General features: G+C 62.4%; 22 protein-coding genes and 2 pseudogenes. 9 read left to right on the top strand and 15 right to left on the bottom strand.

Annotation, left to right across the window (positions count from 1 at the left end; translation table 11 throughout):
• Window positions 1–44 precede the first annotated feature (44 nt).
• The 6 genes from zapE to sdhC form a co-directional block, all read right to left on the bottom strand.
• Window positions 45–1,208, bottom strand: a complete 1,164-nt coding sequence (zapE, locus tag ACS4RS_RS09120; RefSeq protein WP_439011233.1) for a cell division protein ZapE — start codon at window positions 1,206–1,208, stop codon at window positions 45–47.
• A gap of 81 nt (window positions 1,209–1,289) precedes the next feature.
• A complete protein-coding gene (locus ACS4RS_RS09115) occupies window positions 1,290–1,802 on the bottom strand; it encodes a protease inhibitor Inh/omp19 family protein (RefSeq protein ID WP_439011234.1) in 513 nt (170 codons plus the stop codon).
• A gap of 334 nt (window positions 1,803–2,136) precedes the next feature.
• Window positions 2,137–2,916 (bottom strand): succinate dehydrogenase iron-sulfur subunit, encoded by a 780-nt coding sequence (locus ACS4RS_RS09110; protein WP_003589808.1) that lies wholly within the window; start codon window positions 2,914–2,916, stop codon window positions 2,137–2,139.
• An 18-nt stretch (window positions 2,917–2,934) separates the two neighbouring features.
• Window positions 2,935–4,776, bottom strand: a complete 1,842-nt coding sequence (sdhA, locus tag ACS4RS_RS09105; protein ID WP_439011235.1) for a succinate dehydrogenase flavoprotein subunit — start codon at window positions 4,774–4,776, stop codon at window positions 2,935–2,937.
• A 7-nt stretch (window positions 4,777–4,783) separates the two neighbouring features.
• Window positions 4,784–5,164: a succinate dehydrogenase, hydrophobic membrane anchor protein gene (gene sdhD, locus ACS4RS_RS09100; protein ID WP_003567272.1), complete on the bottom strand. Its 381-nt coding sequence runs from the start codon at window positions 5,162–5,164 to the stop codon at window positions 4,784–4,786.
• A 10-nt stretch (window positions 5,165–5,174) separates the two neighbouring features.
• Complete coding sequence (gene sdhC, locus ACS4RS_RS09095; RefSeq protein WP_439011236.1) at window positions 5,175–5,570, bottom strand: succinate dehydrogenase, cytochrome b556 subunit; 396 nt, start codon at window positions 5,568–5,570, stop codon at window positions 5,175–5,177.
• A gap of 313 nt (window positions 5,571–5,883) precedes the next feature.
• Here sdhC and ACS4RS_RS09090 point away from each other — a divergent pair.
• Window positions 5,884–6,391, top strand: a pseudogene (locus ACS4RS_RS09090) (hypothetical protein).
• On the opposite strand, the gene ACS4RS_RS09085 reads toward ACS4RS_RS09090, so the two are convergent.
• The 5 genes from ACS4RS_RS09085 to tsaD are packed head-to-tail and all read right to left on the bottom strand — an operon-like array spanning window position 6,378 to window position 9,846.
• Window positions 6,378–7,034, bottom strand: a complete 657-nt coding sequence (locus ACS4RS_RS09085) for a 50S ribosomal protein L11 methyltransferase (protein ID WP_439011238.1) — start codon at window positions 7,032–7,034, stop codon at window positions 6,378–6,380. The pseudogene ACS4RS_RS09090 and the gene ACS4RS_RS09085 overlap by 14 nt on opposite strands.
• Window positions 7,031–7,462, bottom strand: a complete 432-nt coding sequence (locus ACS4RS_RS09080) for an EVE domain-containing protein (RefSeq protein ID WP_049733437.1) — start codon at window positions 7,460–7,462, stop codon at window positions 7,031–7,033. The genes ACS4RS_RS09085 and ACS4RS_RS09080 overlap by 4 nt, the downstream gene beginning before the upstream one ends.
• Before the next feature lie 3 nt (window positions 7,463–7,465).
• Window positions 7,466–7,759, bottom strand: a complete 294-nt coding sequence (locus ACS4RS_RS09075) for a YciI-like protein (RefSeq protein ID WP_003589799.1) — start codon at window positions 7,757–7,759, stop codon at window positions 7,466–7,468.
• A gap of 9 nt (window positions 7,760–7,768) precedes the next feature.
• The gene (locus ACS4RS_RS09070; RefSeq protein WP_439011239.1) at window positions 7,769–8,752 is read right to left on the bottom strand and encodes an NAD(P)H-dependent glycerol-3-phosphate dehydrogenase; all 984 of its coding nucleotides are present in this window, start codon (window positions 8,750–8,752) and stop codon (window positions 7,769–7,771) included.
• Window positions 8,749–9,846, bottom strand: coding sequence for a tRNA (adenosine(37)-N6)-threonylcarbamoyltransferase complex transferase subunit TsaD (gene tsaD, locus ACS4RS_RS09065; RefSeq protein WP_439011240.1), 1,098 nt, complete (start codon window positions 9,844–9,846; stop codon window positions 8,749–8,751). Before tsaD ends, ACS4RS_RS09070 begins: the two co-directional genes overlap by 4 nt.
• Window positions 9,847–9,918: 72 nt before the next feature.
• Between tsaD and hemC the strand changes: the two genes are divergently transcribed.
• The 6 genes and pseudogenes from hemC to ACS4RS_RS09035 all read left to right on the top strand — a co-directional run bounded on the left by hemC (window position 9,919) and on the right by ACS4RS_RS09035 (window position 15,795).
• Window positions 9,919–10,848: a hydroxymethylbilane synthase gene (gene hemC / locus ACS4RS_RS09060; protein ID WP_439011241.1), complete on the top strand. Its 930-nt coding sequence runs from the start codon at window positions 9,919–9,921 to the stop codon at window positions 10,846–10,848.
• A 7-nt stretch (window positions 10,849–10,855) separates the two neighbouring features.
• Window positions 10,856–11,562 (top strand): annotated as a pseudogene (locus tag ACS4RS_RS09055) (uroporphyrinogen-III synthase).
• A 68-nt stretch (window positions 11,563–11,630) separates the two neighbouring features.
• Window positions 11,631–12,938, top strand: coding sequence for a COG4223 family protein (locus ACS4RS_RS09050; protein ID WP_439011243.1), 1,308 nt, complete (start codon window positions 11,631–11,633; stop codon window positions 12,936–12,938).
• Window positions 12,939–12,942: 4 nt separating this feature from the next.
• Window positions 12,943–14,550 (top strand): heme biosynthesis protein HemY, encoded by a 1,608-nt coding sequence (locus tag ACS4RS_RS09045; protein ID WP_439011244.1) that lies wholly within the window; start codon window positions 12,943–12,945, stop codon window positions 14,548–14,550.
• 17 nt (window positions 14,551–14,567) lie between these two features.
• Window positions 14,568–15,053, top strand: a complete 486-nt coding sequence (locus ACS4RS_RS09040; protein WP_003589787.1) for a tellurite resistance TerB family protein — start codon at window positions 14,568–14,570, stop codon at window positions 15,051–15,053.
• The gene (locus tag ACS4RS_RS09035; protein WP_439011245.1) at window positions 15,022–15,795 is read left to right on the top strand and encodes a glutamine amidotransferase; all 774 of its coding nucleotides are present in this window, start codon (window positions 15,022–15,024) and stop codon (window positions 15,793–15,795) included. Before ACS4RS_RS09040 ends, ACS4RS_RS09035 begins: the two co-directional genes overlap by 32 nt.
• 22 nt (window positions 15,796–15,817) lie before the next feature.
• Here the strand turns inward: ACS4RS_RS09035 and ACS4RS_RS09030 are convergent, their stop codons facing one another.
• Window positions 15,818–17,053, bottom strand: coding sequence for an MFS transporter (locus tag ACS4RS_RS09030; RefSeq protein ID WP_439011246.1), 1,236 nt, complete (start codon window positions 17,051–17,053; stop codon window positions 15,818–15,820).
• Between the two features lie 139 nt (window positions 17,054–17,192).
• Between ACS4RS_RS09030 and ACS4RS_RS09025 the strand changes: the two genes are divergently transcribed.
• Complete coding sequence (locus tag ACS4RS_RS09025; RefSeq protein WP_003543619.1) at window positions 17,193–17,483, top strand: YggT family protein; 291 nt, start codon at window positions 17,193–17,195, stop codon at window positions 17,481–17,483.
• Window positions 17,480–17,824 carry a DUF167 domain-containing protein gene (locus tag ACS4RS_RS09020; RefSeq protein WP_439011247.1) on the top strand — a complete coding sequence of 115 codons (345 nt, stop codon included), beginning with the start codon at window positions 17,480–17,482 and terminating at the stop codon, window positions 17,822–17,824. The genes ACS4RS_RS09025 and ACS4RS_RS09020 overlap by 4 nt, the downstream gene beginning before the upstream one ends.
• Before the next feature lie 75 nt (window positions 17,825–17,899).
• On the opposite strand, the gene ppa is transcribed toward ACS4RS_RS09020, so the two are convergent.
• The 3 genes from ppa to typA form a co-directional block, all read right to left on the bottom strand.
• Entirely contained in the window at window positions 17,900–18,436 is a 537-nt protein-coding gene (gene ppa / locus ACS4RS_RS09015; RefSeq protein ID WP_439011248.1) for an inorganic diphosphatase, read from the bottom strand.
• A gap of 147 nt (window positions 18,437–18,583) precedes the next feature.
• Window positions 18,584–19,090 carry a GNAT family N-acetyltransferase gene (locus tag ACS4RS_RS09010; RefSeq protein ID WP_003582861.1) on the bottom strand — a complete coding sequence of 169 codons (507 nt, stop codon included), beginning with the start codon at window positions 19,088–19,090 and terminating at the stop codon, window positions 18,584–18,586.
• Window positions 19,091–19,349: 259 nt separating this feature from the next.
• Window positions 19,350–21,170 (bottom strand): translational GTPase TypA, encoded by a 1,821-nt coding sequence (typA, locus tag ACS4RS_RS09005; protein ID WP_449313951.1) that lies wholly within the window; start codon window positions 21,168–21,170, stop codon window positions 19,350–19,352.
• Window positions 21,171–21,290: the final 120 nt, after the last annotated feature.

Genomic DNA, 21,290 nt, shown 5'->3' with positions numbered 1-21,290 from the left:
ACAAAAATTCTTACGTAAACGTAAGATATTCTGTCACCGAATTGTTACTCGGCGGCCCGCTTCTCATGGTGCAGCACAAGATATTCGGCACTGCGCATTTCAAACAGCCGGGATGCCGTGCGGTCGAATTCAAACCCCTCGGTGCCCCGGCGGTGCAGCAAAAGTTCCTCCGGCATGGCCGCCGCGGAAATGTAAAGCCGCACCGCATGGTCGTAGAACGTATCGACCATAATGATGAAGCGTTTGATCTGGTTCCGTTTCTCCGGTCCGAGCAAGGGAACGTGATCGAGGAAGACCGTATCGAAGCGCTCGGCGATGGCCAGGAAGTCGACTGCCCCGAGCGGCTTGTCGCAAAGATCGGTGAAGGAAAACCGCGCCATGCGCTCGACGGCGAGCGGCACGTGGATGTGGCGCCCCTTCATCGGAATATCCAGCGGCTGCGCCTTGCGCCCGTGCAGCGCCTGCGTCCAGGACGCATCCATGGCCATGTCGTTGTGGTCGTTGACCGGCACCAGATAGACCGGCTGGCTGCTCAGCTTCTCCATCCGGTAATCGGTCGGCGAATCCAGGGTGACGACGTCGACATGCTGCTTGAGAAGGGCGACGAAGGGCAGGAAGAGGCCGCGGTTGAGGCCATCCGCGTAGAGATTGTCGGGCTCGACATTCGAAGTCGCAACCAGCACGCATCCGCGCGCGAAAAGCTCGGAGAACAGCCGCGACAGGATCATCGCATCGGCGATATCGGTGACGGTGAATTCGTCGAAGCAAAGCAGTTCCGCTTCCTCGTAGAGGGCGGCGGCAACCGGCGGCATCGGATCGGCCTGCTTCGTCTCGCCGTTCTTGAGCTTCAGCCGATGCGCTGCGATGCGGCTATGCACATCCGCCATAAATTCGTGGAAATGCGCCCGCCGCTTCTTTTTGCACGGCGCCATCGAGAAGAACATGTCCATCAGCATGGTCTTGCCGCGTCCGACGCTGCCGTGGATATAAAGCCCCTTGATGCCGGCGGCGGATTTCTTCTTGGCGGCAAACAGCCAGCCAAGCGCGCTCGATTTTGCCGCCGGCCGTTGCTGCTTCAGCCCGGCAAGCACCCGATCCAGGCTTTTGGCCACGTCCATCTGGGCGGCATCGACCTGCAGCGTACCGGAAAGCGTCAGCGATTTAAGCTGTTCGCAGACGCTGAGCGCATAATCTGGCATTGGCTGCATGAGGGCATATCCGCCTGTCAGTCATCGGCCGGGCCCGCCGGATCGTTACCGCGCCGGCACTTGTTACCGCGCCGGTACTTGTTACCGGCTGAGGCTGATCTGCTGGCCCGTGCTGGTCTGGCCCTCGAAGCGGTTGTCGGCCGTCTTGTAGACGCTGCCGAGCTGATTGCCCGAGCGGTCCTTGAGCAGCACCTGCTTGCCGGCAACCTCCCAAGAGCCCATCGCCGTCAGCTCGCCGACGCAGCCACGTGTGCCGCCGCGCGAACCGCTGCCGAGATTGGTGAGCGTCAGGAACATGTCGCAGCTGCCATTGACGCGCCAGCTTCCGACCATCGATTCCTTGGTGACATCGAGCGCATTCGCAGCCATGGCGCCGGCCTGCGCGCCCGGCATCGGTGCCGTCGATGCCGGCGCCGCGGGGAACTGCGAGTTGTTGACCGGCGGAAGCTGCCCACCCTGAACCGAGGGAACCGGCTGCGCCGTCAACGGCGCCGGCCCGGCATTCGGGCCTGAGTTGTAATCATATGCCGTACGCTGACAACCGGCTAGAGCGAGAGCCACCACCAGACCTGTCATCGCATATCGCAACTGCATCATCATACTCCTGATTTCGGCTAGCGCCGCAGAGAAACGGGCGTGAGACAAGTCCGATTATCGTAACTCGCTTTGGTTAATCAAGTCAGACGGCATAAATTGCCCGTGACAACAACTAACCGAAAAACGATACAGTTCAACTGTCCCGCTGCAAAACTTCCTGCACATAGAATTTGTCAGCAAGGTGTTGTGCGTGCTGATCTATGCCCGGACCCCGGTCGAATTCCCGCAAGTCCTGAGAAAGCGCTTCAGCGCGCGCCGCCGGATCGCACCAGCATTCAGGCGCTGCGCGACCTGGCCTGCGTCTCTTCAACCATCGGCATGCATGTGCTGATCAGACCCGGCGCTCGACCATCATCTTCTTGATTTCGGCGATCGCCTTGGCTGGGTTGAGGCCCTTCGGGCAGGTCTGCGCACAATTCATGATCGTGTGGCAGCGATACAGGCGGAACGGATCCTCGAGATTGTCGAGACGTTCACCGGTCGCCTCGTCTCTGGAGTCGATCAGCCAGCGATAGGCCTGCAGCAGAACGGCCGGACCGAGATAGCGGTCGCCGTTCCACCAGTAACTCGGACAGGAAGTCGAGCAGCAGGCGCAGAGGATGCATTCATAAAGGCCGTCGAGCTTCTGCCGGTCCTCATGGCTCTGCTTCCACTCCTTGGCGGGCGCCGGCGACACCGTCTTCAGCCAGGGCTCGATCGAACGATGCTGAGCATAGAAGTTGGTGAGATCAGGCACCAGATCCTTGACGACAGGCAAATGCGGTAACGGATAGATCTTCACCGCGCCGGTGATATCGTCGAGGCCCTTGGTGCAGGCGAGCGTGTTCGTGCCGTCGATATTCATCGCGCAGGAGCCGCAGATGCCCTCGCGACAGGACCGGCGCAGCGTCAGCGTCGGGTCAATCTTGTTCTTGATATAGAGCAGGCCGTCGAGCACCATCGGGCCGCAATCGTCGACGTCGATGTAGAACGTATCGATCGACGGGTTCTGCCCGTCATCCGGACTCCAACGATAGACGCGGAATTCGCGGGTGTTTTTGGCACCCGCCGGCTTCGGCCAGACCTTACCTTCGCGCATCTGAGAATTCTTGGGGAGAGCGAGTTCAACCATGTCCGGTTCCTCTTGAGATCAGTACACGCGAGCCTTGGGCTCGATCTTGTGCGGATCGATGCCTTCCGCGATGAGGTCGGTGTGAACAGGCCTGTAGTCGAGTTTCACGTCACCTGCCTCGCTGACCCAGGCAAGCGTATGCTTGCGCCAGTTGACGTCGTCGCGGCCGGCGAATGCGCCCTCGGTATAGTCCTCGCGGGCATGTGAACCGCGACTCTCCTTGCGGGCCTCGGCGCCGTAGATCGTCGTGATGGCGTTGGCCATCAGGTTCTGCAGTTCGAGCGTCTCGACCAGATCCGAGTTCCAGATCATCGAGCGGTCGGTGACCTTGATATCACGCATTTCCTGCCAGATCGCCGAGATGCGCCGGCAGCCGGATTCCAGCGATTCCTGCGTGCGGAAGACGGCTGCGTCTTCCTGCATGGCGCGCTGCATCTTCTCACGCAGTTCCGCCGTCGGCGTGTTGCCGCTGGCGTGACGCAAGCCGTCGAAACGGTCCATGATCTTGTCGCAGGCTGAGACATTGAGATGTGGGATCGGCGCTGCGCGGTCGATCACCTCGCCGGCGCGGATCGCCGCGGCGCGGCCGAAGACCACGAGGTCGATCAGCGAGTTGGAGCCGAGGCGGTTGGCGCCGTGCACCGAGGCGCAGCCGGCTTCGCCCACGGCCATCAGCCCGGGGATGATCCGTTCCGGATTGGCGCCGTCGGCGTTCAGCACTTCGCCCCAGTAATTCGTCGGAATGCCGCCCATATTGTAATGAACGGTCGGCAGAACCGGGATCGGCTCGCGCGTGACGTCGACGCCGGCAAAGATCTTGGCGCTCTCGGAAATCCCCGGCAGCCGCTCGTGCAGCACGGCCGGATCGAGATGGTCGAGATGCAGGAAGATATGGTCTTTGTTCTTGCCGACGCCGCGGCCTTCACGGATCTCAAGCGTCATGCAGCGCGAAACGACGTCACGCGAGGCAAGGTCCTTGGCCGACGGCGCGTAACGCTCCATGAAGCGCTCACCCTCGGAGTTGACCAGGTAGCCACCTTCGCCGCGTGCGCCTTCGGTGATCAGACAGCCCGAACCGTAGATGCCGGTCGGGTGGAACTGGACGAATTCCATGTCCTGCAGCGGCAGGCCGGCGCGCGCCACCATGCCGCCGCCGTCGCCGGTGCAGGTATGGGCTGAGGTTGCCGAGAAATAGGCGCGGCCGTAGCCGCCGGTCGCCAGCACCACCATCTTGGCGGCGAAGCGGTGGATCGTGCCGTCGTCGAGGCACCAGGCGACGACGCCGGTGCAGCGGCTGCCGTCTTCCGACATGATCAGGTCGAGCGCGAAATACTCGATGAAGAATTCGGCATTGTGGCGCAGCGACTGGCCGTAAAGCGTGTGTAGGATAGCGTGGCCGGTGCGGTCGGCAACGGCACAGGTGCGCTGCACCGGCGGGCCTTCGCCGTAATTCTGCATATGGCCGCCGAACGGGCGCTGGTAGATCTTGCCTTCGTCATTGCGCGAGAACGGCACGCCGTAATGCTCGAGCTCGTAGACCGCCTTCGGCGCTTCCATGGTGAGATACTGCATGGCGTCGACGTCGCCGAGCCAGTCGGAGCCCTTGACGGTGTCGTAGAGGTGCCACTGCCAGCTGTCGGGCGTCATGTTGCGCAGCGAGGCGGCAATACCGCCCTGCGCCGCGACCGTATGCGAGCGGGTCGGGAATACCTTGGTGATGCAGGCCGTGCGAAAACCCTGCTCGGCCATCCCGAGCGTGGCGCGCAAGCCGGCGCCGCCAGCGCCGACGACGATCACGTCGTAGGAATGATCGACATATTTGTAGGCCTTGTCGTTCTGGGCGGGTGAAGTCGGTGCCATATCGAGCTTATCCTACGAATGCGATTTTCAGAATGGCGAAGAGACAGAGGCCGGCGATCAGGATCGCAAAGAACGTATTCAGCATCAGCAGAGCGATCTTGCCAAACTCGCCGTGCACGTAATCCTCGATGATCACCTGCATGCCGAGCTTCATGTGGATGACGCCTGAAATCACCATCAGCCCCATGACGACCGCGACGAAAGGGTTCGACAGCGCACGCACCACATCCGCATAGGGCGCGCCGGCATAGGCGATCATGAAGAAAAGGAAGAAAAGGATGAGCGGAACATTGGCGACGGCCGTCAGACGCTGGCGCCAGAAATGGTCCGTGCCGTCCTTGGCGGAGCCGAGCCCGCGAACCTTGCCGAGGGGGGTGCGCATATCCATGAGAGGACCTTCAGAAGCGAATGAGGAAGCCGATCACCCAGACCAGCACGGTCAGACAGAGCGACCCGATGATGTTGGCAATGGCGAGCTTGGTCGAGAATTCCTTCTCGAAGCCGTAGCCGAGATCCCACATGAAGTGGCGGAAGCCGCCGAGCATGTGGTGCAGCAGCGCCCAGGTATAGCCGAGCAGCACCAGCTTGCCGAGAAGGCTGCCGAGCACCCAACTGGCCCAGTCGTAGGAGCCCTGGCCGCTTGCCGCTGCGATCAGCCACCAGGCGACGAGCAGCGTCCCGACGTAGAGCGCGCCACCGGTAATGCGGTGGACGATGGACATGACCATTGTGGGAATAGGTTTGTAAATCTGCAAATGCGGCGATAGAGGCCGGTTATTTGTCACGTTCGCCATCAGAACCTCGCGGCGGCTTCTCTGCGCTCCCGGATTTCGGAGCATGCTCAGTCAACCACACGAATGACAAATTCTCTGTGTGCGTTGCATCAATTGCGACGTTTAATCACCGGAAACGCCGACGACAAGCACAATCGCTATCTTGCCTTAATTTAATCGATTGGGGTTACCATGAAATTTGCAGGCTAACGAAACTTGTGTTTTCGGCTCAATAATTATGTCGTTCTCGCGAGTTGCATGGACAAGCTGCCGCTTTTGGCGCAATCTGGCGTTAACGATTTGTTAACGATCGGAATTCCGGAGGCCGGCGTCCATGTTTCGCAGTCTATGCGCAGTCACCCTGCTTTCACTCGCCGCGCTTGCAGCACTGCCTGCCGCCGCCGGCGAGCGCCGTCTTGATCGTCGCTTCCCCGATCAACGCTTCGTTGGCCATCGCCACGCCTTTCACAACGGATTGTTTCTCGGCGAACGGGCAAACTGGCGCGATCGCGGCATCCGTTTCGTCAAGCTATGGCCGCCGGCACGGCAGAGAGCGGATGCCGTTCTTGAAGCAGTTTTCGTCGGCGGCAACAGAGCGGGTGACCCGCGGCAGCCTCGTCGTCGTATTGCCTCCGGCACGGGGCGGGGACGGCGGCGATAACTATGCCGGCTCTTCCTATGTCTATCAGGTCGATGGCGGAACCTATGTCGGCGGAGCCGGCTACGGTTTCTATCCCGCGCCGCGGCCTCAGCCGCTGGCCCCAAAGGCGAAGGTCATCGACGTCGCCGTCCAGGACGACCCTTGCGCCTACGAGGCCAATGTCTGCGTCATCCGGCCTTAGTTAGAAACCGCCACACCGTCGTGTTCTTGATTTCGCTGTCTTCGAGCGCACGCGTCACCGGCACCTCGTAATCCGCGCAGAATTCTAATCGATCCCGAGGCAGGTAGCTGCGGCCGGGATCCCCAACCAGCACCGGCTTACCGCCCTCCGCCAACCTCGAGAACCAGGGAATGAGCGCATCGGCAAAAGCGCGGTCGTAGAAGACGTCGCCGGCAAGCACGATATCCGCATCGACGGGTTTGCCGATCAGATCGGCGCCGGCAAACCCGAGCGCAACGCCGTTGGCCGCGGCATTCAGCCGGATCGCGCTCTCCGTCCAGGGATCGATATCGGCGGCCGTCACCTTCAGGGCACCGGCCATCGCGGCCGCAATGCCGACGAGGCCGGAGCCGCTGGCGAAATCCAGCACGCGCTTGCCGCGCACCATCTCCGGATGATCAAGGATATAGCGCGCCAGTCCCTGGCCGCCCGCCCAGGCAAAAGCCCAGAAGGGCGGCGGTAGACCGATCGCCTCCAGCTCCTCCTCCGTCTTCAGCCAGAGCTCATGCGCTTCGCTTGCCAGATGGAGCAAGATCTCCGGCACGTGCGGCGGCGCCATCACGCTGGTATTGGCGCGGATGAAGGCTTCCGGATCAGTCTTCAACGCGGCGGATTATCTAGCCCGCCCATGCGGCAGACTTCGGCCCATTCGTCATCCGTCACCGGCTGCACGGAAAGCCGCATGGAGGTGACGAGCGACATCTTAGCGAGCTTTTCGCTCGCCTTGACATCCTTCAGCGTCACCGGCTTCGGCATGTCCATGACGGCGCGAATGTGGACGCAATCCCACTTCGGATCGCCCTTGGCGGTCGAATCCGGCTGCGACAGGGCTGAGACTTCGACGATCCCGACGATCTCCAGACCGTCATTGGAATGGTAGAAGAAGCCCTTGTCGCCGATCTGCATCGCCCGCATGTTATTGCGCGCCAGATAGTTGCGAACGCCGGTCCATTCCGTGCCCTTTTCGCCGGCGGCCTTCTGCTGCTCCCAGGACCAGGAGGCAGGTTCTGATTTATAGAGCCAGTGCGCCATGCCTCACGCCTCCGGCTTGTTGAAGACCCAGTTGTAGGCCTTGACGTCGACGCTTTCGAACAAGCCGGCCTTGGCATAAGGATCGGCATCGGCAAGCGCCCGCGCCGCCTCCTTCGTCTCAGCTTCGACGATAATCAGGCTGCCGCAGGCCTTGCCCTCATCATCGAGAAACGGGCCGGCGATCTTCAGCGTGCCCTCGGCGTTCAGCCCGTTCAGATACTCAAGATGCGTCGGCCTGGTTTCCATGCGCACATTCAGATGGCCCGGCTTGTCCTTGCAGAGAAGGGCGAAAAGCATGTCTGTCTCCTATTCGGTGGTGATTGGGCGCGTCATCAGCTGCTCGATCGCCTCTGATATGTCGAGCCTGCCGTCGATGATGGCGGAAACGGCGTCGGTGATCGGCATGCTGACCCCAAGCTCCGCGGCGAGCCGCGAGGCGACGGAGGCGGCAAGCGCGCCTTCCACCAGCGCGCCCTGCAGCGGATCGACCTTTTCGCCGCGCCCGAGCGCTATGCCGAAGCGCAGGTTTCGCGATTGATGGCTCGTTGCCGTCAGCACCAGATCGCCGAGACCGGAAAGCCCGCGCACGGTGTCGGCCTGCCCGCCCTTGGCGACGACGAAGCGCGACATTTCCGCAAGCCCGCGCGCAATCAGCGCCGCACGGGCGGAGTCGCCGAGGCCGCCGCCTTCGACGATGCCGCAGGCGATCGCCAGCACGTTCTTCAGCGCGCCGCCAAGTTGCACGCCGATGCGGTCGCTGGAGGCATAGAGCCGGAAGGTCCGGCCGGAAATCGCCAGGGCGAGTCGTTCGGCGATCTCCACATCCTCAGCCGCAATCGCCATCGCCGTCGGCAGGCCCTTGGCGATATCGGCCGCAAAACCCGGGCCGGAGAGCACGGCGATGGGATGGTCGGGCAGTTCTCGTTCCAGCATGTCGGTCAAGAGATTGCCGGTCGCCCGCTCGATGCCCTTGGCGCAGGTGACGACGATGGCGTCTTTCGAAAGATAGGGGCCGTATTGCCGGGCCGCATCGGCCTGCGCCTGCGACGGCATCGCAAATAGCACGATGGAGGCGGCGGCGATCGCCTCGGGCTCGGCGGCAAATTCCAGCGTATCGGGCAAGTATATGCCGGGCAGCGCCGCATCATGCAACCGTTCGGCCTTCAGATCGGCCATCAGCGACGGATTGCGCCCGACAAGCGTCACCGCGCTGCGGCCGGCAAGGGCGATGACGGCGGCGAGGGCCGTTCCGAAAGCTCCCGATCCGACGACGGCAATGTTTTCGCTCATGCCTTGGCCCCTCTCTTTCCAAAACCGATCAGCGTTTCCGCATTGGAATCGAGCGGCCAGCGCGAACGCGGCTGGACGTCGAGCGGATCCGGTGCAGCGCCCGTCGCCATGCGCTCCAGTCCCGCCCAGGCGATCATCACGGCATTGTCGGTGCAGAGGTGCAGCGGCGGCGCAATGAAGCGGAAGCCGTTCTTGTCGCAGAGTGCGTGCAGCGTGCCGCGCAGTTCGAGATTGGCGGCGACACCGCCGGCAACGACGAGGGCGGGCTTCTCATCGGTCGAGGCAAATTCCGTCTTGAACCGCTGCAGGCCACGGCCGATGCGGTCCTTCAGCGTCCGCGAAATCGCCTTCTGGAACGAGGCGCAGATATCGGCCACGTCCTGATCGCTGAGCGGGGCGATATCCTGTGCCGCCTGCCGCACCGCCGTCTTCAGCCCGGAGAAGGAGAAATCGAGCCGCGCCTCGCCCACCAACGGCCGCGGAAACGCGAAGCGGTCGGGATTGCCGTCCCGCGCCATCCGTTCCACCGCCGGGCCGCCGGTATAGGGCAGACCGAGCAGCTTTGCCGTCTTGTCGAAAGCCTCGCCGAGCGCATCGTCGATCGTCGTGCCCCAGCGCTGATACTCTCCGACGCCACGCACCAGGATCAGCTGGGTATGGCCGCCGGAAACGAGCAGCATCAGATAGGGAAAGGCAAGCCCATCGGTCAGCCGCGCCGTCAGCGCATGGCCTTCGAGATGGTTGACCGCATAGAGCGGTTTGCCGGCGGCTCTCGCGATCGCCTTACCGGTCATCAATCCCACAAGCAGCCCGCCGATCAGTCCTGGCCCGGACGTGGCGGCAATGGCGTCGACTTCATCAAGCGACACATTGGCGCGCTTCAGCGCCTCCTCGATCAGCTCGTCCAGCGCCTCGACATGGGCGCGCGCCGCAATCTCCGGCACCACGCCGCCATAGGCGCTATGCTCGTCGAGCTGGGACAGCACAACATCGGACAGCACGTTGGCATTTCCCTCCGCATCGCGCTCGACGACGGCGGCCGCGGTCTCGTCGCAGCTCGTTTCGATGCCAAGGATGCGCAGAAAGGGAACCATGAGGCCTGTTCGTTGATTGCGATGGGATGGAAACCCGTTTACGAGAACTCCGGTAACAACGGAACTGAGCGGATGCAAACAAAACCTTTCCGGATCGGCACGCGGGGCAGCCCGCTGGCGCTTGCCCAGGCGCATGAGGCCCGCGACAGGCTGATGGCGGCGCATCATCTGCCCGAGGAGATGTTCGAGATCGTCGTGCTGACGACCAAGGGCGACCGCGTCACCGACCGGTCGCTGGCCGAGATCGGCGGCAAGGGCCTCTTCACCGAGGAGCTCGAACAGCAACTTGTATCAGGCGAGCTGGATTTCGCCGTCCACTCCGCCAAGGACATGCCGACGAAGCTGCCCGACGGCCTTCATCTCTCCGCCTATCTGCCGCGCGAGGATATCCGCGACGCCGTCATCGGCCGTACCGCGCGCAAATTGATCGACCTGCCGCATGGCGCCACCGTCGGCTCCTCGTCGCTGCGCCGCCAGGCGCTGATCCGCCGCATGCGGCCCGATATCAATGTCGTGACCTTCCGCGGCCTGGTGGAAACACGCCTGCGCAAGCTCGAAGAAGGCCAGGTCGACGCAACCTTACTGGCGCTTGCAGGCCTGAAACGCCTGGGGAAAGTCGAGGTTCTCACAGATATTCTCGACCCTGACACCTTCCCACCGGCGCCGGCGCAGGGGGCGATCTGCATCGAAAGCCGCATCGGCGACACCGAGATCGACGATCTGCTGGCGCCGGTCAACGATGCGGCGACCTTCGACACTGTCTCCTGCGAACGCGCTTTCCTCGCCGCACTCGACGGCTCCTGCCGTACGCCGATCGGCGGTTATGCCGTCTGTGAAGGCGATCTGATCCGCTTCTCCGGTCTCATCATCACCCCCGACGGCCGCAGCCAGCATGCGGTGACGACCGACGGCCACCGCCGCGATGCGGCCGCACTCGGCACGCGGGCCGGCCAGGACGTGCGCGCAAGAGCCGGTAACGCCTTTTTCGACGACTGGCACTGACGCGGCCATGCGCGTGCTCGTCACCCGCCCCGCGCATTCGGCTGAAAAAACCGCACAACGTCTGCGCGATATGGGCCATGAGCCGCTGCTGCTGCCGCTGCGCCGACCGGTGCATGACAGCGCCGTGGCCGCACGTGCGCTCGCAGCCAGCCGCGGCGCGATCGCCGTGACCAGCGCCGAAGCTGTCAGGGTCCTCTCCGCTCTTGGTGAGCAACTTCATCCGCATCTTGCCCGCCCGCTTTTCGCGGTTGGAGAGACGACGGCGGAGGCAGCGCTCAGCCTCGGCTTCCGCTCGGTCGCTTCATCTAAGGGCAATGGCCGCGATCTGGCCGAACTCGTCGGCGCGCAGGCGGCGGATGGCCTGCTCTACCTTGCCGGCACGCCGCGTGCGGAAACGTTCGAAGCAGGATTGCGCCAACGCGGCATCGGCTTTTCCGTCGCTGAATGTTATCGCATGCAGCCGGTTGCCCCTGGCCCGGCCGAGATCGAAGCGATTTTTTCGGGTGGTCGGCCGGACGCGGTTCTCTTCTACTCCCGGCAGACGGCCGACGATTTCTTTGGCGTGGCGGAACTCCGTTCGGCCCTGCGGGAGGAAAGCGGAATCCGCCTTCTCTGCCTCAGCGAGGCAGTGGCGCAAGCCATCCCGGCGGCTTTGAAAAAAATGCGGCGATTGCGCCGATGCCGGATGAGAAAGGTCTTTTGTCGCTGCTTTGAATGCTTCAGCCGCCCAAATTTGATCTAACCTCTTCCCTTAATTGGCATCACTGTCTAGTTTCGTTGCAATGCAGGATAAAGAGGACCTCATGGTATCGGGAAACCCGCCACGCCATTCGAAGAGCGCCGACGAGCCGGTCACGATCGACCTCGAAGCACAGGATTTCGCCTCTGCAGCCGATACCGAAAAGCCGGTTGAGAAGGATGTCGGCGACGCCGACAACAGCACCGCCGATGCCGGCGTGACGCCCGAAACCGAGGCTGCGCCGCAGTTCGAACAGGCACGAACCGAGCAGGAACAAGCCGAACACGAACCAGCCGAACAAGAGGACCAGCCTGCAACGGATGCGCCGGAGGAGGAGCCGGCAGCCCCGGAGCCTGCCTTCGCGCCGCCTCCCGAACAACCGCGGCGCGCCGCCACCTCCGGTCTGATCGCCGCCGGCATATTCGGCGGCCTGGTGGCGCTGCTTGGCGCCGGCGCCATTCAATATGCCGGCTATCTCCCGGGTTCCTCCGCGCCGCATGCGACCTCGCCTGACATCGCCGATCTTTCCGGCGAGATCGATGGCTTGAAACAGACCGTTGCCAATCTTGCCGCCAATCCGGCGAGTACAGATGACGGCGCGCTTGAAAAGCGCATCGCCGCGCTGGAAACGACTGCCAAGGCGCCCGCAGCCGCCGCACCGGCCGATTCGGCAAATGTCGAGGCACTCAACCAGAAGATTGCCGAACTGACCGGCCAGGTCGACCAGCTGCGTGCCACCCTGGCCCAGTCTTCCGAGCAGCAGACGACGAGCGGCGCCGATATCGCCAAACGTCTCGACGAGGCCGAAAAGAAGCTGAACGAGCCGCGCGAGGATGTTGCCGTCGCCCGGGCGATCGCGGCGGCCGCCCTCAAGGCGGCGATCGATCGCGGCGGGCCGTTCCTGGCCGAACTCGATACTTTCGCCGGCGTCGCCCCCGACGATCCCGCCGTTGCCGACCTCCGAGCCTTTGCCGAAACCGGCATTCCTTCGCGCGCCGAACTCATGCGTCAGGTTCCCGATGTCGCCACGGCGATCGTCGAAGCCGTCAACCAGCCGGATCCGAACGAGAGCTGGTCGGACCGGTTGATGTCGAGCGCCAAGTCGCTGGTGAGCGTTCGTCCCGTCGGCAATATCGAGGGCGACAGCGTCGAAGCCATCGCCGCCCGCATGGAGGACAAGGTGAAGAGTGGCGATCTGCCAGCTGCTTCCGCCGAATGGAACAACCTGCCGGCTCCCGGCAAGCAGGCGTCCGCCGCCTTCAAGCAATCGCTCGAAGCGCGTATCCGCGTCGAGGAACTGGTCGGCGGGGCGCTGTCGAAAGCGGTTTCCGGCACCGGCAAGGAGGGATGAGACCATGTTGATCCGCCTTGTCGCCTTCGCCCTTTTCGTACTGCTTCTCGCCTATGGCTTCTCCTGGCTCGCTGATCGTCCAGGCGACCTCTCGCTGATCTGGGAGGGCCAGATCTACCAGACCAAGCTGATCGTCGCTGCCAGCGCGATCATCGCTCTCATCGCCGCCGTGATGATCGCCTGGTGGTTCATCCGCCTGGTCTGGACCTCGCCGCATTCGGTGACGCGGTATTTCCGTGCCCGCAAGCGAGACCGCGGTTATCAGGCGCTGTCGACCGGCCTGATCGCCGCTGGCGCCGGCAATGCGCTGCTCGCCCGCAAGATGGCCGCCCGCTCGCGCGGCCTCATCCGCGCCGATCAGGAGCCGCTGATCAGCCTGCTCGAGGCTCAGGCCGCCTTGATCGAGGGTCGCTATGATGAGGCGCGCGCCAAGTTCGAGGCCATGGCCAACGATCCCGAGACACGCGAACTCGGCCTGCGTGGTCTCTATCTGGAGGCCCGCCGGCTCGGCGCCAACGAGGCCGCCCGGCAATATGCCGAGAAGGCTGCCGACAACGCGCCTTATCTGCCCTGGGCCGCACAGGCCACCCTCGAATATCGCAGCCAGGCCGGCCGCTGGGACGATGCAATCCGCCTGCTCGAACAGCAAAAGGCCGCCCGCGTCGTCGAAAAGGCCGACGCCAACCGTCTGCATGCGGTCCTCTTGACGGCGCGCGCCGGCGAGAAGCTAGAAGGCAACCCGGCCGGAGCACGGGACGACGCGCAACAGGCGCTGAAGCTCGCCGCCGATTTCATTCCGGCAGCCCTCATTGCCGCAAAGGCGCTGTTTCGCGAAGGCGGGGTGCGCAAGGCCGCCTCGATCCTCGAACAGGCATGGAAATCGGCACCGCATCCCGAGATCGGTCAGGCCTATGTCAGGGCCCGCAGCGGCGATTCCACCCTCGACCGGCTGAAGCGTGCCGAACGGCTGGAGGGGCTGCGCCCGAACAACGTCGAATCCCTTCTCGTCGTCGCCCAGGCCGCACTCGACGCGCAGGAATTCGCCAAGGCCCGCGCCAAGGCGGAAGCCGCCGCCCGCATGCAGCCGCGTGAAGCCGCCTTCCTGCTTTTGGCCGACATCGAAGAAGCCGAGACCGGAGACCAGGGCCGCGTGCGCCACTGGCTGGCCCAGGCGCTCAAGGCCCCGCGCGATCCGGCCTGGGTCGCTGATGGTTTCGTGTCGGACAAATGGCTGCCCGTGTCACCCGTGACCGGCCGCCTCGACGCCTTCGAATGGAAGGCGCCCTTCGGCCAGATCGAGGGTCCGCTCGAAGACGGCTCGGCGCCGGCCTCGATCGAAACCGCCCTGAAGACCTTGCCGCCGCTGCGCGACGTCAGGCCCGAAAGCCCGGTCAACGACCATCGCATCATCGAACTGGAACGCGCCGCGACGATCGCCGAGGCTGTGCGCCCGACGCCGGCACCGGCAAAACCGAAGCCCGCCGAACCCGCCAGCGATAAAGCACCCGCACCGGGCGAAGCGAAACCTTTCTTTGGCGGCCTGCCGGATGATCCCGGCGTTCGCGATCCCAGGGTGGCCCCGGAACCCAAGACACGGCTCCGCCTTTTCTGAAATGGAACGAAAACCGCATGTTCGAACGCTTTCAGGCATTCTTCCAGAAGCTCACCGCCGACCACCCCAAGAAAGGTTTTGCCCCTGACGATCCGCGCATCGCAGTGGCCGCCCTCTGTATGCAGGTCATGGAAGCCGACGGTCAGATCAAAGCCAGCGAGAAGAAGCGGCTGCGCAAGCTGTTGAAGGAGCAATACGCGCTCGACGGCAAGCAGCTGGATGCCCTGATGGCGGCCGGCCTCGAGGCCGAAAGCACCGCCGTCGATTATTATCGCTTCACCGCCGACCTGAAACGCCACCTCAATACCGAGCAACGGCTGGAGCTGATCGGCATTCTCTGGGACATCGTCTATGCCGATGGCGAACGCAGCGAAATGGAGGACCATGTAATCTGGCGTATCGCCGATCTGCTCGGCGTCTCCTCGCGCGAGCGAATCCAGAAGCGGCAGGAGGCGGCCGCCAGGGTGACGGATGTCCGGGTTGCGCAAGATGATAGCGACTGAGCAAAAGCCGGGCCGCGACAGGCGCCCGATCCTCATAGTCCTGCATCAGGAGCGGTCTAGCCCCGGCCGTGTCGGCCAATTGCTCGTCGAAAAGGGCTACCGCCTCGATATCCGCCGCCCTGTTCTCGGTGAACCGCTGCCGGCGACGCTCGCAGACCATGCCGGCGCCGTCGTCTTCGGCGGGCCGATGAGCGCCAATGATCCCGACGACTTCGTCAAGAAGGAGATCGGCTGGATCGACGTTCCGCTGCGGGAAAAACGTCCCTATCTCGGTATCTGCCTCGGCGCGCAGATGCTGGTCCGTCATCTCGGCGGCAAGGTCCAGTCGAATGCCGACGACTCGACGGAGATCGGCTGGTATCCGCTGCACCCGACCGAGAAGGGCCGCCTGCTGATGCATTGGCCGAAGATGGTCTATCATTTCCACCGCGAAGGCTTCGAATTGCCGCACGGTGCCGATCTGCTGGCCGAAGGCGATGCCTATCCGAACCAGGCCTTCCGCTATGACGGCAACGCCTGGGGCCTGCAGTTTCACGCCGAACTGACCCGGGCGATGATGCATCGCTGGGTGGTGCATGGCGCGCACCGCTTCATCCTGCCGAACGCCCAGCAGGGCCGCGAACATCTCGAAGGCCGCATGCTGTTTGACGCGCCGCTGAAAGCCTGGTTGACCGAATTCCTCGATATCGTCTTCGAAGGCAAACCGGCAAAGGCCGCCTCTTCGATCGCACTTTCCGCGTAGAGAACTGCAGATCCCCGCTATCTCACGTGCTGGGCGCGTCGAGCGTATCGATTCTGCGCAATTTGGGGAAACTCGACGCCCAGATCGCCGCCACTGCCAAAGTCCCGATTCCGCCGATAATAACTGCCGGCACCGCGCCGAAGATCGATGCCATGGTGCCCGCCCTGAATTCGCCGAGCTCGTTCGAAGCGCCGACGAAGACCATGTTGACCGCATTGACGCGGCCGCGCAGCTGATCCGGCGTCCAGAGCGCAATCAGGCTCTCGCGCACATAGACCGATACCATGTCGGCTGCCCCCATCAGCGCCAGCGCCGCGATCGAGACTTCGGTGTTGGTCGACATGCCGAAGACGATGGTTCCCAGACCGAACAGGGCAACACCGATGAACATGTAGATGCCGGCGCGGTGTTTGAGCGGATAGGCGGCTAGGAAGATCGCCATGACGATGGCGCCGAGCCCCGGTGCCGCGCGCAGCAGGCCGAGCCCCCAGGGGCCGAGCGTCAGGATATCGCGGGCGAAGATCGGCATCAGTGCCGTCGCGCCGCCGAGCAGCACGGCAAAGAGATCGAGCGAGATCGCCCCGAGCACCACCTTTTCGGCGCGGATGAAACTGAAACCGCCGAGGATCATCGCCCAACTCTTGGCCTCGCCCGTCGTCTTTTGTTCAGGCTTCGGGATCATGAAGAGGAGAGCAGCACCGAGAATGGAGAAGATCACCGCCACCGTATAGGCAGTCGTCGCGCTGACGCCGTAGAGCAGACCGCCGATCACCGGCCCGGTGATCGCGGCGAGCTGCCAGGAGGACGAATTCCAGGCGATCGCATTCGAAAGCGCATGCTCCGGCACGAGGTTGGGCGCGAGAGACTGCACCGCCGGTGACATGAAGGCGCGTTCGATGCCGAAGATCAAAAGCACGGCGAAAACCGGCAGGGGCGTGAAGGTCCCCATTGCCGTCATGATCAGCAGCGCCAGCGTGCAGAGCGCGCTCACCAGCGAGCAAAGGGCCGCGATCGCCCGGCGATTGTACCGGTCGGCCACCGAACCGGTGACGAGCATCAGCAGCAGCGACGGCAGGAACTGCACGAGACCGATCAGGCCGAGATAGATTGCCTTGCCCGTCTGGTCGTACATCTGCCAGCCGACGGCGACGCTGACGATCTGCTGCGAGAAGGACAGCAGGAAGCGGGCGAAGAAGAACCGCGTGTAGGACGAATGCCGGAACGCGGCAAAACGGTCTCCGGTGGGCGAAAACGACATGGATGTTTTCCGAGGAGACGGGCTCGGGAATAGCTGCAAGGCCGCCCGTTAAACATGATTCACCGCGTGTTCCCACACGGCACTTGCTCGTTTAGTCGCCAATGTCTACATGTCTGTCAACAACGAATTGGAGAAGACGATGTTTGCGCTGTTTCAAACCATTGATTTGGCTTTGAATATTTACACCTGGATCCTGATTGCCAGTGCCATTTTTTCCTGGCTCTATGCCTTTAACGTCATCAACTCCAGCAATCAGTTCGTCAATTCGGTCGGCACATTCCTGTATAACGTCACCGAGCCGGTGCTGAAGCCGATCCGCAGCCGGTTGCCGAACCTTGGCGGCATCGACATCTCGCCGATCATTCTGCTGCTGATCATTTTCTTCCTGCGTACCTTGCTTTGGACGACGCTATACCCGCTGGTCGCTTGAGCCGTCCCTGGAGCCTTTTCGACGATCATCTTCGCCTTGCCGTCCGGCTGACGCCGAATGGCAGGCGTGACGCGATCGATGGCATCGACGCCGATAGCAAGGGCGAAACGCACCTGAAGGCGCGCGTCACATCAGTCCCGGAAAAGGGCAAGGCCAACAAAGCCCTGATCCTTCTGCTCGCCCAATCGCTGCGCATCCCAAAATCCAGCATAAGCCTCGTTTCCGGCGATACCGCGCGCAAAAAAATCCTCCGGATCGACGGCGACCCGGAGGATTTGGCAAAAAAGCTTGAAACGCTTTTAATGCATGTCGCCCGGAAGTGTGCAGCGGTTCCGGGATAACGACATGCATCAAAACAAAGAGCTAAAGCGCGTCGCATGAATCAAGTTTGATGCGACGCGCTTTAGGCTGAACAATCAGCCTTTCGTCTTCTTCGCGCGCTCGACAGCTTCGAGGATGAGTTGGCCGGCTTCCTTGGAATCGCCCCAGCCAAAGATCTTCACCCACTTGCCGGGCTCCAGATCCTTGTAGTGCTCGAAGAAGTGCTCGATCTGCTTCAGCGTGATCTCGGGAAGATCGGTGAAGTCCTTCACCTTTTCATAGCGCAGCGTCAGCTTCGGCGACGGCACGGCGATGATCTTCTCGTCCTTGCCGGAATTGTCTTCCATCTTCAGGACGCCGATCGGGCGAACATTGATAACGCATCCCGGAACCAGGGGACGGGTGCTGGCGATCAGCACGTCGATCGGGTCGCCGTCCTCAGACAGCGTGTGCGGCACGAAACCATAATTGCCCGGATAGGTCATCGGTGTGTAGAGGAAACGATCGACGACCAGCGTGCCGGCTTCCTTGTCCATTTCATACTTGATGGGATGGCCGCCGACCGGAACCTCGACGATAACGTTGACGTCCTCAGGTGGATTATTACCGATGGAAATGGCGTCGATGCGCATAGGAACTCCCGCGGGGTTGAATTTCTCGCAGCCAGATAATCAGTTTCATCTCGCAACGCAACATTTGAGATCACCAATGCGTGATGGCATCGGCGCAAAGAGCTCGAAACTTTCGAATAGAAAACAGGCGATTGCCGACCAAGCCGGTCAGTTCCAGATGAAGCCGATCTTCTTCAGCTGCTTGTGGTCGAAATTTTCCATGCCTTCGCAGAAATCGACACCGCCATGATGGCGGTAGAACCGGCCCGCAGTCTCGTTTTCCTCGAGGCACCAGACGACCAGCCCATTGCAGCCGAGCGACTTCAGCAGCCGGCGGGCCTCGCCGAACAGCATCCGGCCGAGGCCGATGCCCTGATACTCCGGCCGAAGATAGAGCTCGTAGATTTCGCCCTCCTGCGGCAAGGCGCGGGCGCGGTTGAGGCCGAGCGTCGCGTAGCCGGCAACCGTTCCGGCGACATCGAGAACCAGGAGCGTCGCGGGTCCGCGCGTCGCCTTGCGCCACCAGTTTTCACCGCGCCGCTCGATCATCTGCGTCAGCGCCCGATGTGGGATAATGCCTGCGTATGTGTGCTGCCAGGCAAGCCTGTGCGTTTCCGATATGGCTCGGGCATCGTGCGGTTCGGCCCGCCGAACATCGATCGACAACGTCTTCATAACGTTTACTCTGGTCCCGCCGAAGGCAATTAACCATATGCAGCCAGCGCATCGTGATCGATTGCCCACAGACTTGATATGTGGACGACAGATAAAATTTAACGCTTTTTTAACGATTGTCACAAGTCGGAATCAGCGCAGCGCACAATAAAAAACCCCGGCACGAAAGCCGGGGTCTTAAAGGGTGCTTTGACGCTCTTTGTTTATGCATGTCGTTATCGCGGAACCGCTGCACACTTCCGGGCGACATGCATTACTCTCAGAGGGCCGCTTTCGACTTTTCGAAACGCTTGCGATCGTTTGCGTCGAGATACATCTTGCGCAGACGAATATTCTTCGGCGTCACTTCCATCAGCTCGTCTTCCTGGATCCAGGAAAGAGCACGATCAAGCGTCATGCGGATCGGCGGCGTCAGCTTGACGGCTTCGTCCTTGCCGGCGGCGCGGATGTTGGTCAGCTGCTTGCCCTTCAGGACATTCACTTCAAGGTCGTTGTCGCGCGTATGAATGCCAATGATCATGCCGGCATAGACCTTTTCACCCGGCTCGATGATCATCGGGCCGCGGTCTTCGAGGTTGAACATCGCATAGGCGACGGCTTCGCCGGGAGCGTTGGCGAGCAGCACGCCGTTGACGCGTCCGCCGATCACACCCTTGTAGGGTTGGTAGTCGTGGAACAGGCGGTTCATGATCGCCGTGCCGCGGGTATCCGTCAGCAGTTCCGACTGGTAGCCGATCAGGCCGCGGGTCGGTGCGTAGAAACGCAGGCGAAGACGATTGCCGCCCGACGGACGCAGCTCGACCATTTCGGCCTTGCGCTCGGACATCTTCTGGACGACGACGCCGGAATGCTCTTCGTCGACGTCGACGACAACCTCTTCGATCGGCTCAAGAAGCTGGCCGCTTTCATCCTTGTGCATCACGACGCGCGGACGCGACACGGCAAGCTCGAAGCCTTCGCGACGCATGGTCTCGATGAGCACGGCGAGCTGAAGTTCGCCGCGGCCGGACACGTAAAACGAATCCTTGCCTTCGGCTTCTTCGATCTTCAGGGCGACGTTGCCTTCTGCTTCCTTGAAGAGACGGTCGCGGATGACGCGCGAGGTCACCTTGTCGCCTTCGGTGCCTGCCAGCGGGCTGTCGTTGACGATGAAGGACATGGTGACAGTCGGTGGATCGATCGGCTGCGCCTGCAACGGCTCGGTGATCGAGGGATCGCAGAAGGTGTCGGCGACCGTGCCCTTGGAAAGGCCGGCGATCGCAACAATATCGCCCTGATGCGCTTCGTCGATCGCCGTGCGCTCGATGCCGCGGAAGGCGAGGATCTTGGAGATTCGGCCGGTTTCGATCGTCTTGCCGTCGGCGTGAAGAACCTTTACCGCCTGGTTGGGCTTGATGGAACCGGAATTGATGCGGCCGGTGATGATACGGCCGAGGAAGGGGTTGGCCTCGAGGATCGTGCCGATCATCGTGAACGGGCCTTCGTGGACGGTCGGCTCTGGAACATGCTTGAGCACCAGGTCGAGAAGCGGCGCAAGGCCCTCGTCCTTCGGCCCTTCCGGATTGACGTTCATCCAGCCGTCGCGGCCCGAACCGTAGAGGATCGGGAAGTCGAGCTGCTCGTCGGTCGCGTCGAGATTGGCGAAAAGATCGAAGACCTCGTTGATGACTTCTTCGTGGCGGCCGTCCGGACGGTCGATCTTGTTGATCGCGACGATCGGGCGAAGGCCAACCTTCAGCGCCTTGCCGACGACGAACTTGGTCTGCGGCATCGGGCCTTCGGACGCATCGACGAGAACGATCGCGCCGTCCACCATAGAGAGAATGCGCTCGACCTCACCGCCGAAGTCGGCGTGGCCGGGGGTATCGACGATGTTGATACGGACACCCTTCCACTCGACCGAGGTTGCCTTGGCGAGAATGGTGATGCCGCGTTCTTTTTCGAGATCGTTCGAGTCCATCACGCGTTCAGCGACACGCTGATTTTCGCGGAACGAGCCGGACTGCTTGAGAAGCTCATCCACCAGGGTCGTCTTGCCATGGTCAACGTGCGCGATGATCGCGATATTGCGAAGTGCCATATGTGAAATCTCTGAGGCTGCGGCGCACGCTCTTGAGGACGCGCCTATTGGTTTGGGGCGTCCATACAGTTTTTTTTGCGATTGCGAAAGAGGGGAACGCGCAAAAGCTGCGGCATGGCC

Origin of the sequence: Rhizobium sp. F40D2, assembly GCF_051810745.2 — a bacterium.
In the GTDB taxonomy this organism is placed as follows: domain Bacteria; phylum Pseudomonadota; class Alphaproteobacteria; order Rhizobiales; family Rhizobiaceae; genus Rhizobium.
The sequence above is the reverse complement of the archived record's forward strand: the minus strand, read 5'-3'. Positions and strand labels throughout refer to the sequence as shown.

What these genes read in the sequence shown, in the direction of transcription:
- ACS4RS_RS09045 (WP_439011244.1), top strand. Translation starts at nt 12,943, where the DNA reads ATGTTGATCCGCCTTGTCGCCTTCGCCCTTTTCGTACTGCTTCTCGCC.
- ACS4RS_RS09040 (WP_003589787.1), top strand. Translation starts at nt 14,568, where the DNA reads ATGTTCGAACGCTTTCAGGCATTCTTCCAGAAGCTCACCGCCGACCAC.
- ACS4RS_RS09030 (WP_439011246.1), bottom strand. Translation starts at nt 17,053, where the DNA reads ATGTCGTTTTCGCCCACCGGAGACCGTTTTGCCGCGTTCCGGCATTCG.
- hemC (WP_439011241.1), top strand. Translation starts at nt 9,919, where the DNA reads ATGCAAACAAAACCTTTCCGGATCGGCACGCGGGGCAGCCCGCTGGCG.
- typA (WP_449313951.1), bottom strand. Translation starts at nt 21,170, where the DNA reads ATGGCACTTCGCAATATCGCGATCATCGCGCACGTTGACCATGGCAAG.
- ACS4RS_RS09025 (WP_003543619.1), top strand. Translation starts at nt 17,193, where the DNA reads ATGTTTGCGCTGTTTCAAACCATTGATTTGGCTTTGAATATTTACACC.
- tsaD (WP_439011240.1), bottom strand. Translation starts at nt 9,846, where the DNA reads ATGGTTCCCTTTCTGCGCATCCTTGGCATCGAAACGAGCTGCGACGAG.
- ACS4RS_RS09115 (WP_439011234.1), bottom strand. Translation starts at nt 1,802, where the DNA reads ATGCAGTTGCGATATGCGATGACAGGTCTGGTGGTGGCTCTCGCTCTA.
- ACS4RS_RS09010 (WP_003582861.1), bottom strand. Translation starts at nt 19,090, where the DNA reads ATGAAGACGTTGTCGATCGATGTTCGGCGGGCCGAACCGCACGATGCC.
- sdhC (WP_439011236.1), bottom strand. Translation starts at nt 5,570, where the DNA reads ATGGCGAACGTGACAAATAACCGGCCTCTATCGCCGCATTTGCAGATT.
- sdhD (WP_003567272.1), bottom strand. Translation starts at nt 5,164, where the DNA reads ATGGATATGCGCACCCCCCTCGGCAAGGTTCGCGGGCTCGGCTCCGCC.
- sdhA (WP_439011235.1), bottom strand. Translation starts at nt 4,776, where the DNA reads ATGGCACCGACTTCACCCGCCCAGAACGACAAGGCCTACAAATATGTC.
- ACS4RS_RS09035 (WP_439011245.1), top strand. Translation starts at nt 15,022, where the DNA reads ATGTCCGGGTTGCGCAAGATGATAGCGACTGAGCAAAAGCCGGGCCGC.
- ACS4RS_RS09080 (WP_049733437.1), bottom strand. Translation starts at nt 7,462, where the DNA reads ATGGCGCACTGGCTCTATAAATCAGAACCTGCCTCCTGGTCCTGGGAG.
- ACS4RS_RS09070 (WP_439011239.1), bottom strand. Translation starts at nt 8,752, where the DNA reads ATGAGCGAAAACATTGCCGTCGTCGGATCGGGAGCTTTCGGAACGGCC.
- ppa (WP_439011248.1), bottom strand. Translation starts at nt 18,436, where the DNA reads ATGCGCATCGACGCCATTTCCATCGGTAATAATCCACCTGAGGACGTC.
- ACS4RS_RS09110 (WP_003589808.1), bottom strand. Translation starts at nt 2,916, where the DNA reads ATGGTTGAACTCGCTCTCCCCAAGAATTCTCAGATGCGCGAAGGTAAG.
- ACS4RS_RS09075 (WP_003589799.1), bottom strand. Translation starts at nt 7,759, where the DNA reads ATGCTTTTCGCCCTTCTCTGCAAGGACAAGCCGGGCCATCTGAATGTG.
- ACS4RS_RS09050 (WP_439011243.1), top strand. Translation starts at nt 11,631, where the DNA reads ATGCAGGATAAAGAGGACCTCATGGTATCGGGAAACCCGCCACGCCAT.
- zapE (WP_439011233.1), bottom strand. Translation starts at nt 1,208, where the DNA reads ATGCAGCCAATGCCAGATTATGCGCTCAGCGTCTGCGAACAGCTTAAA.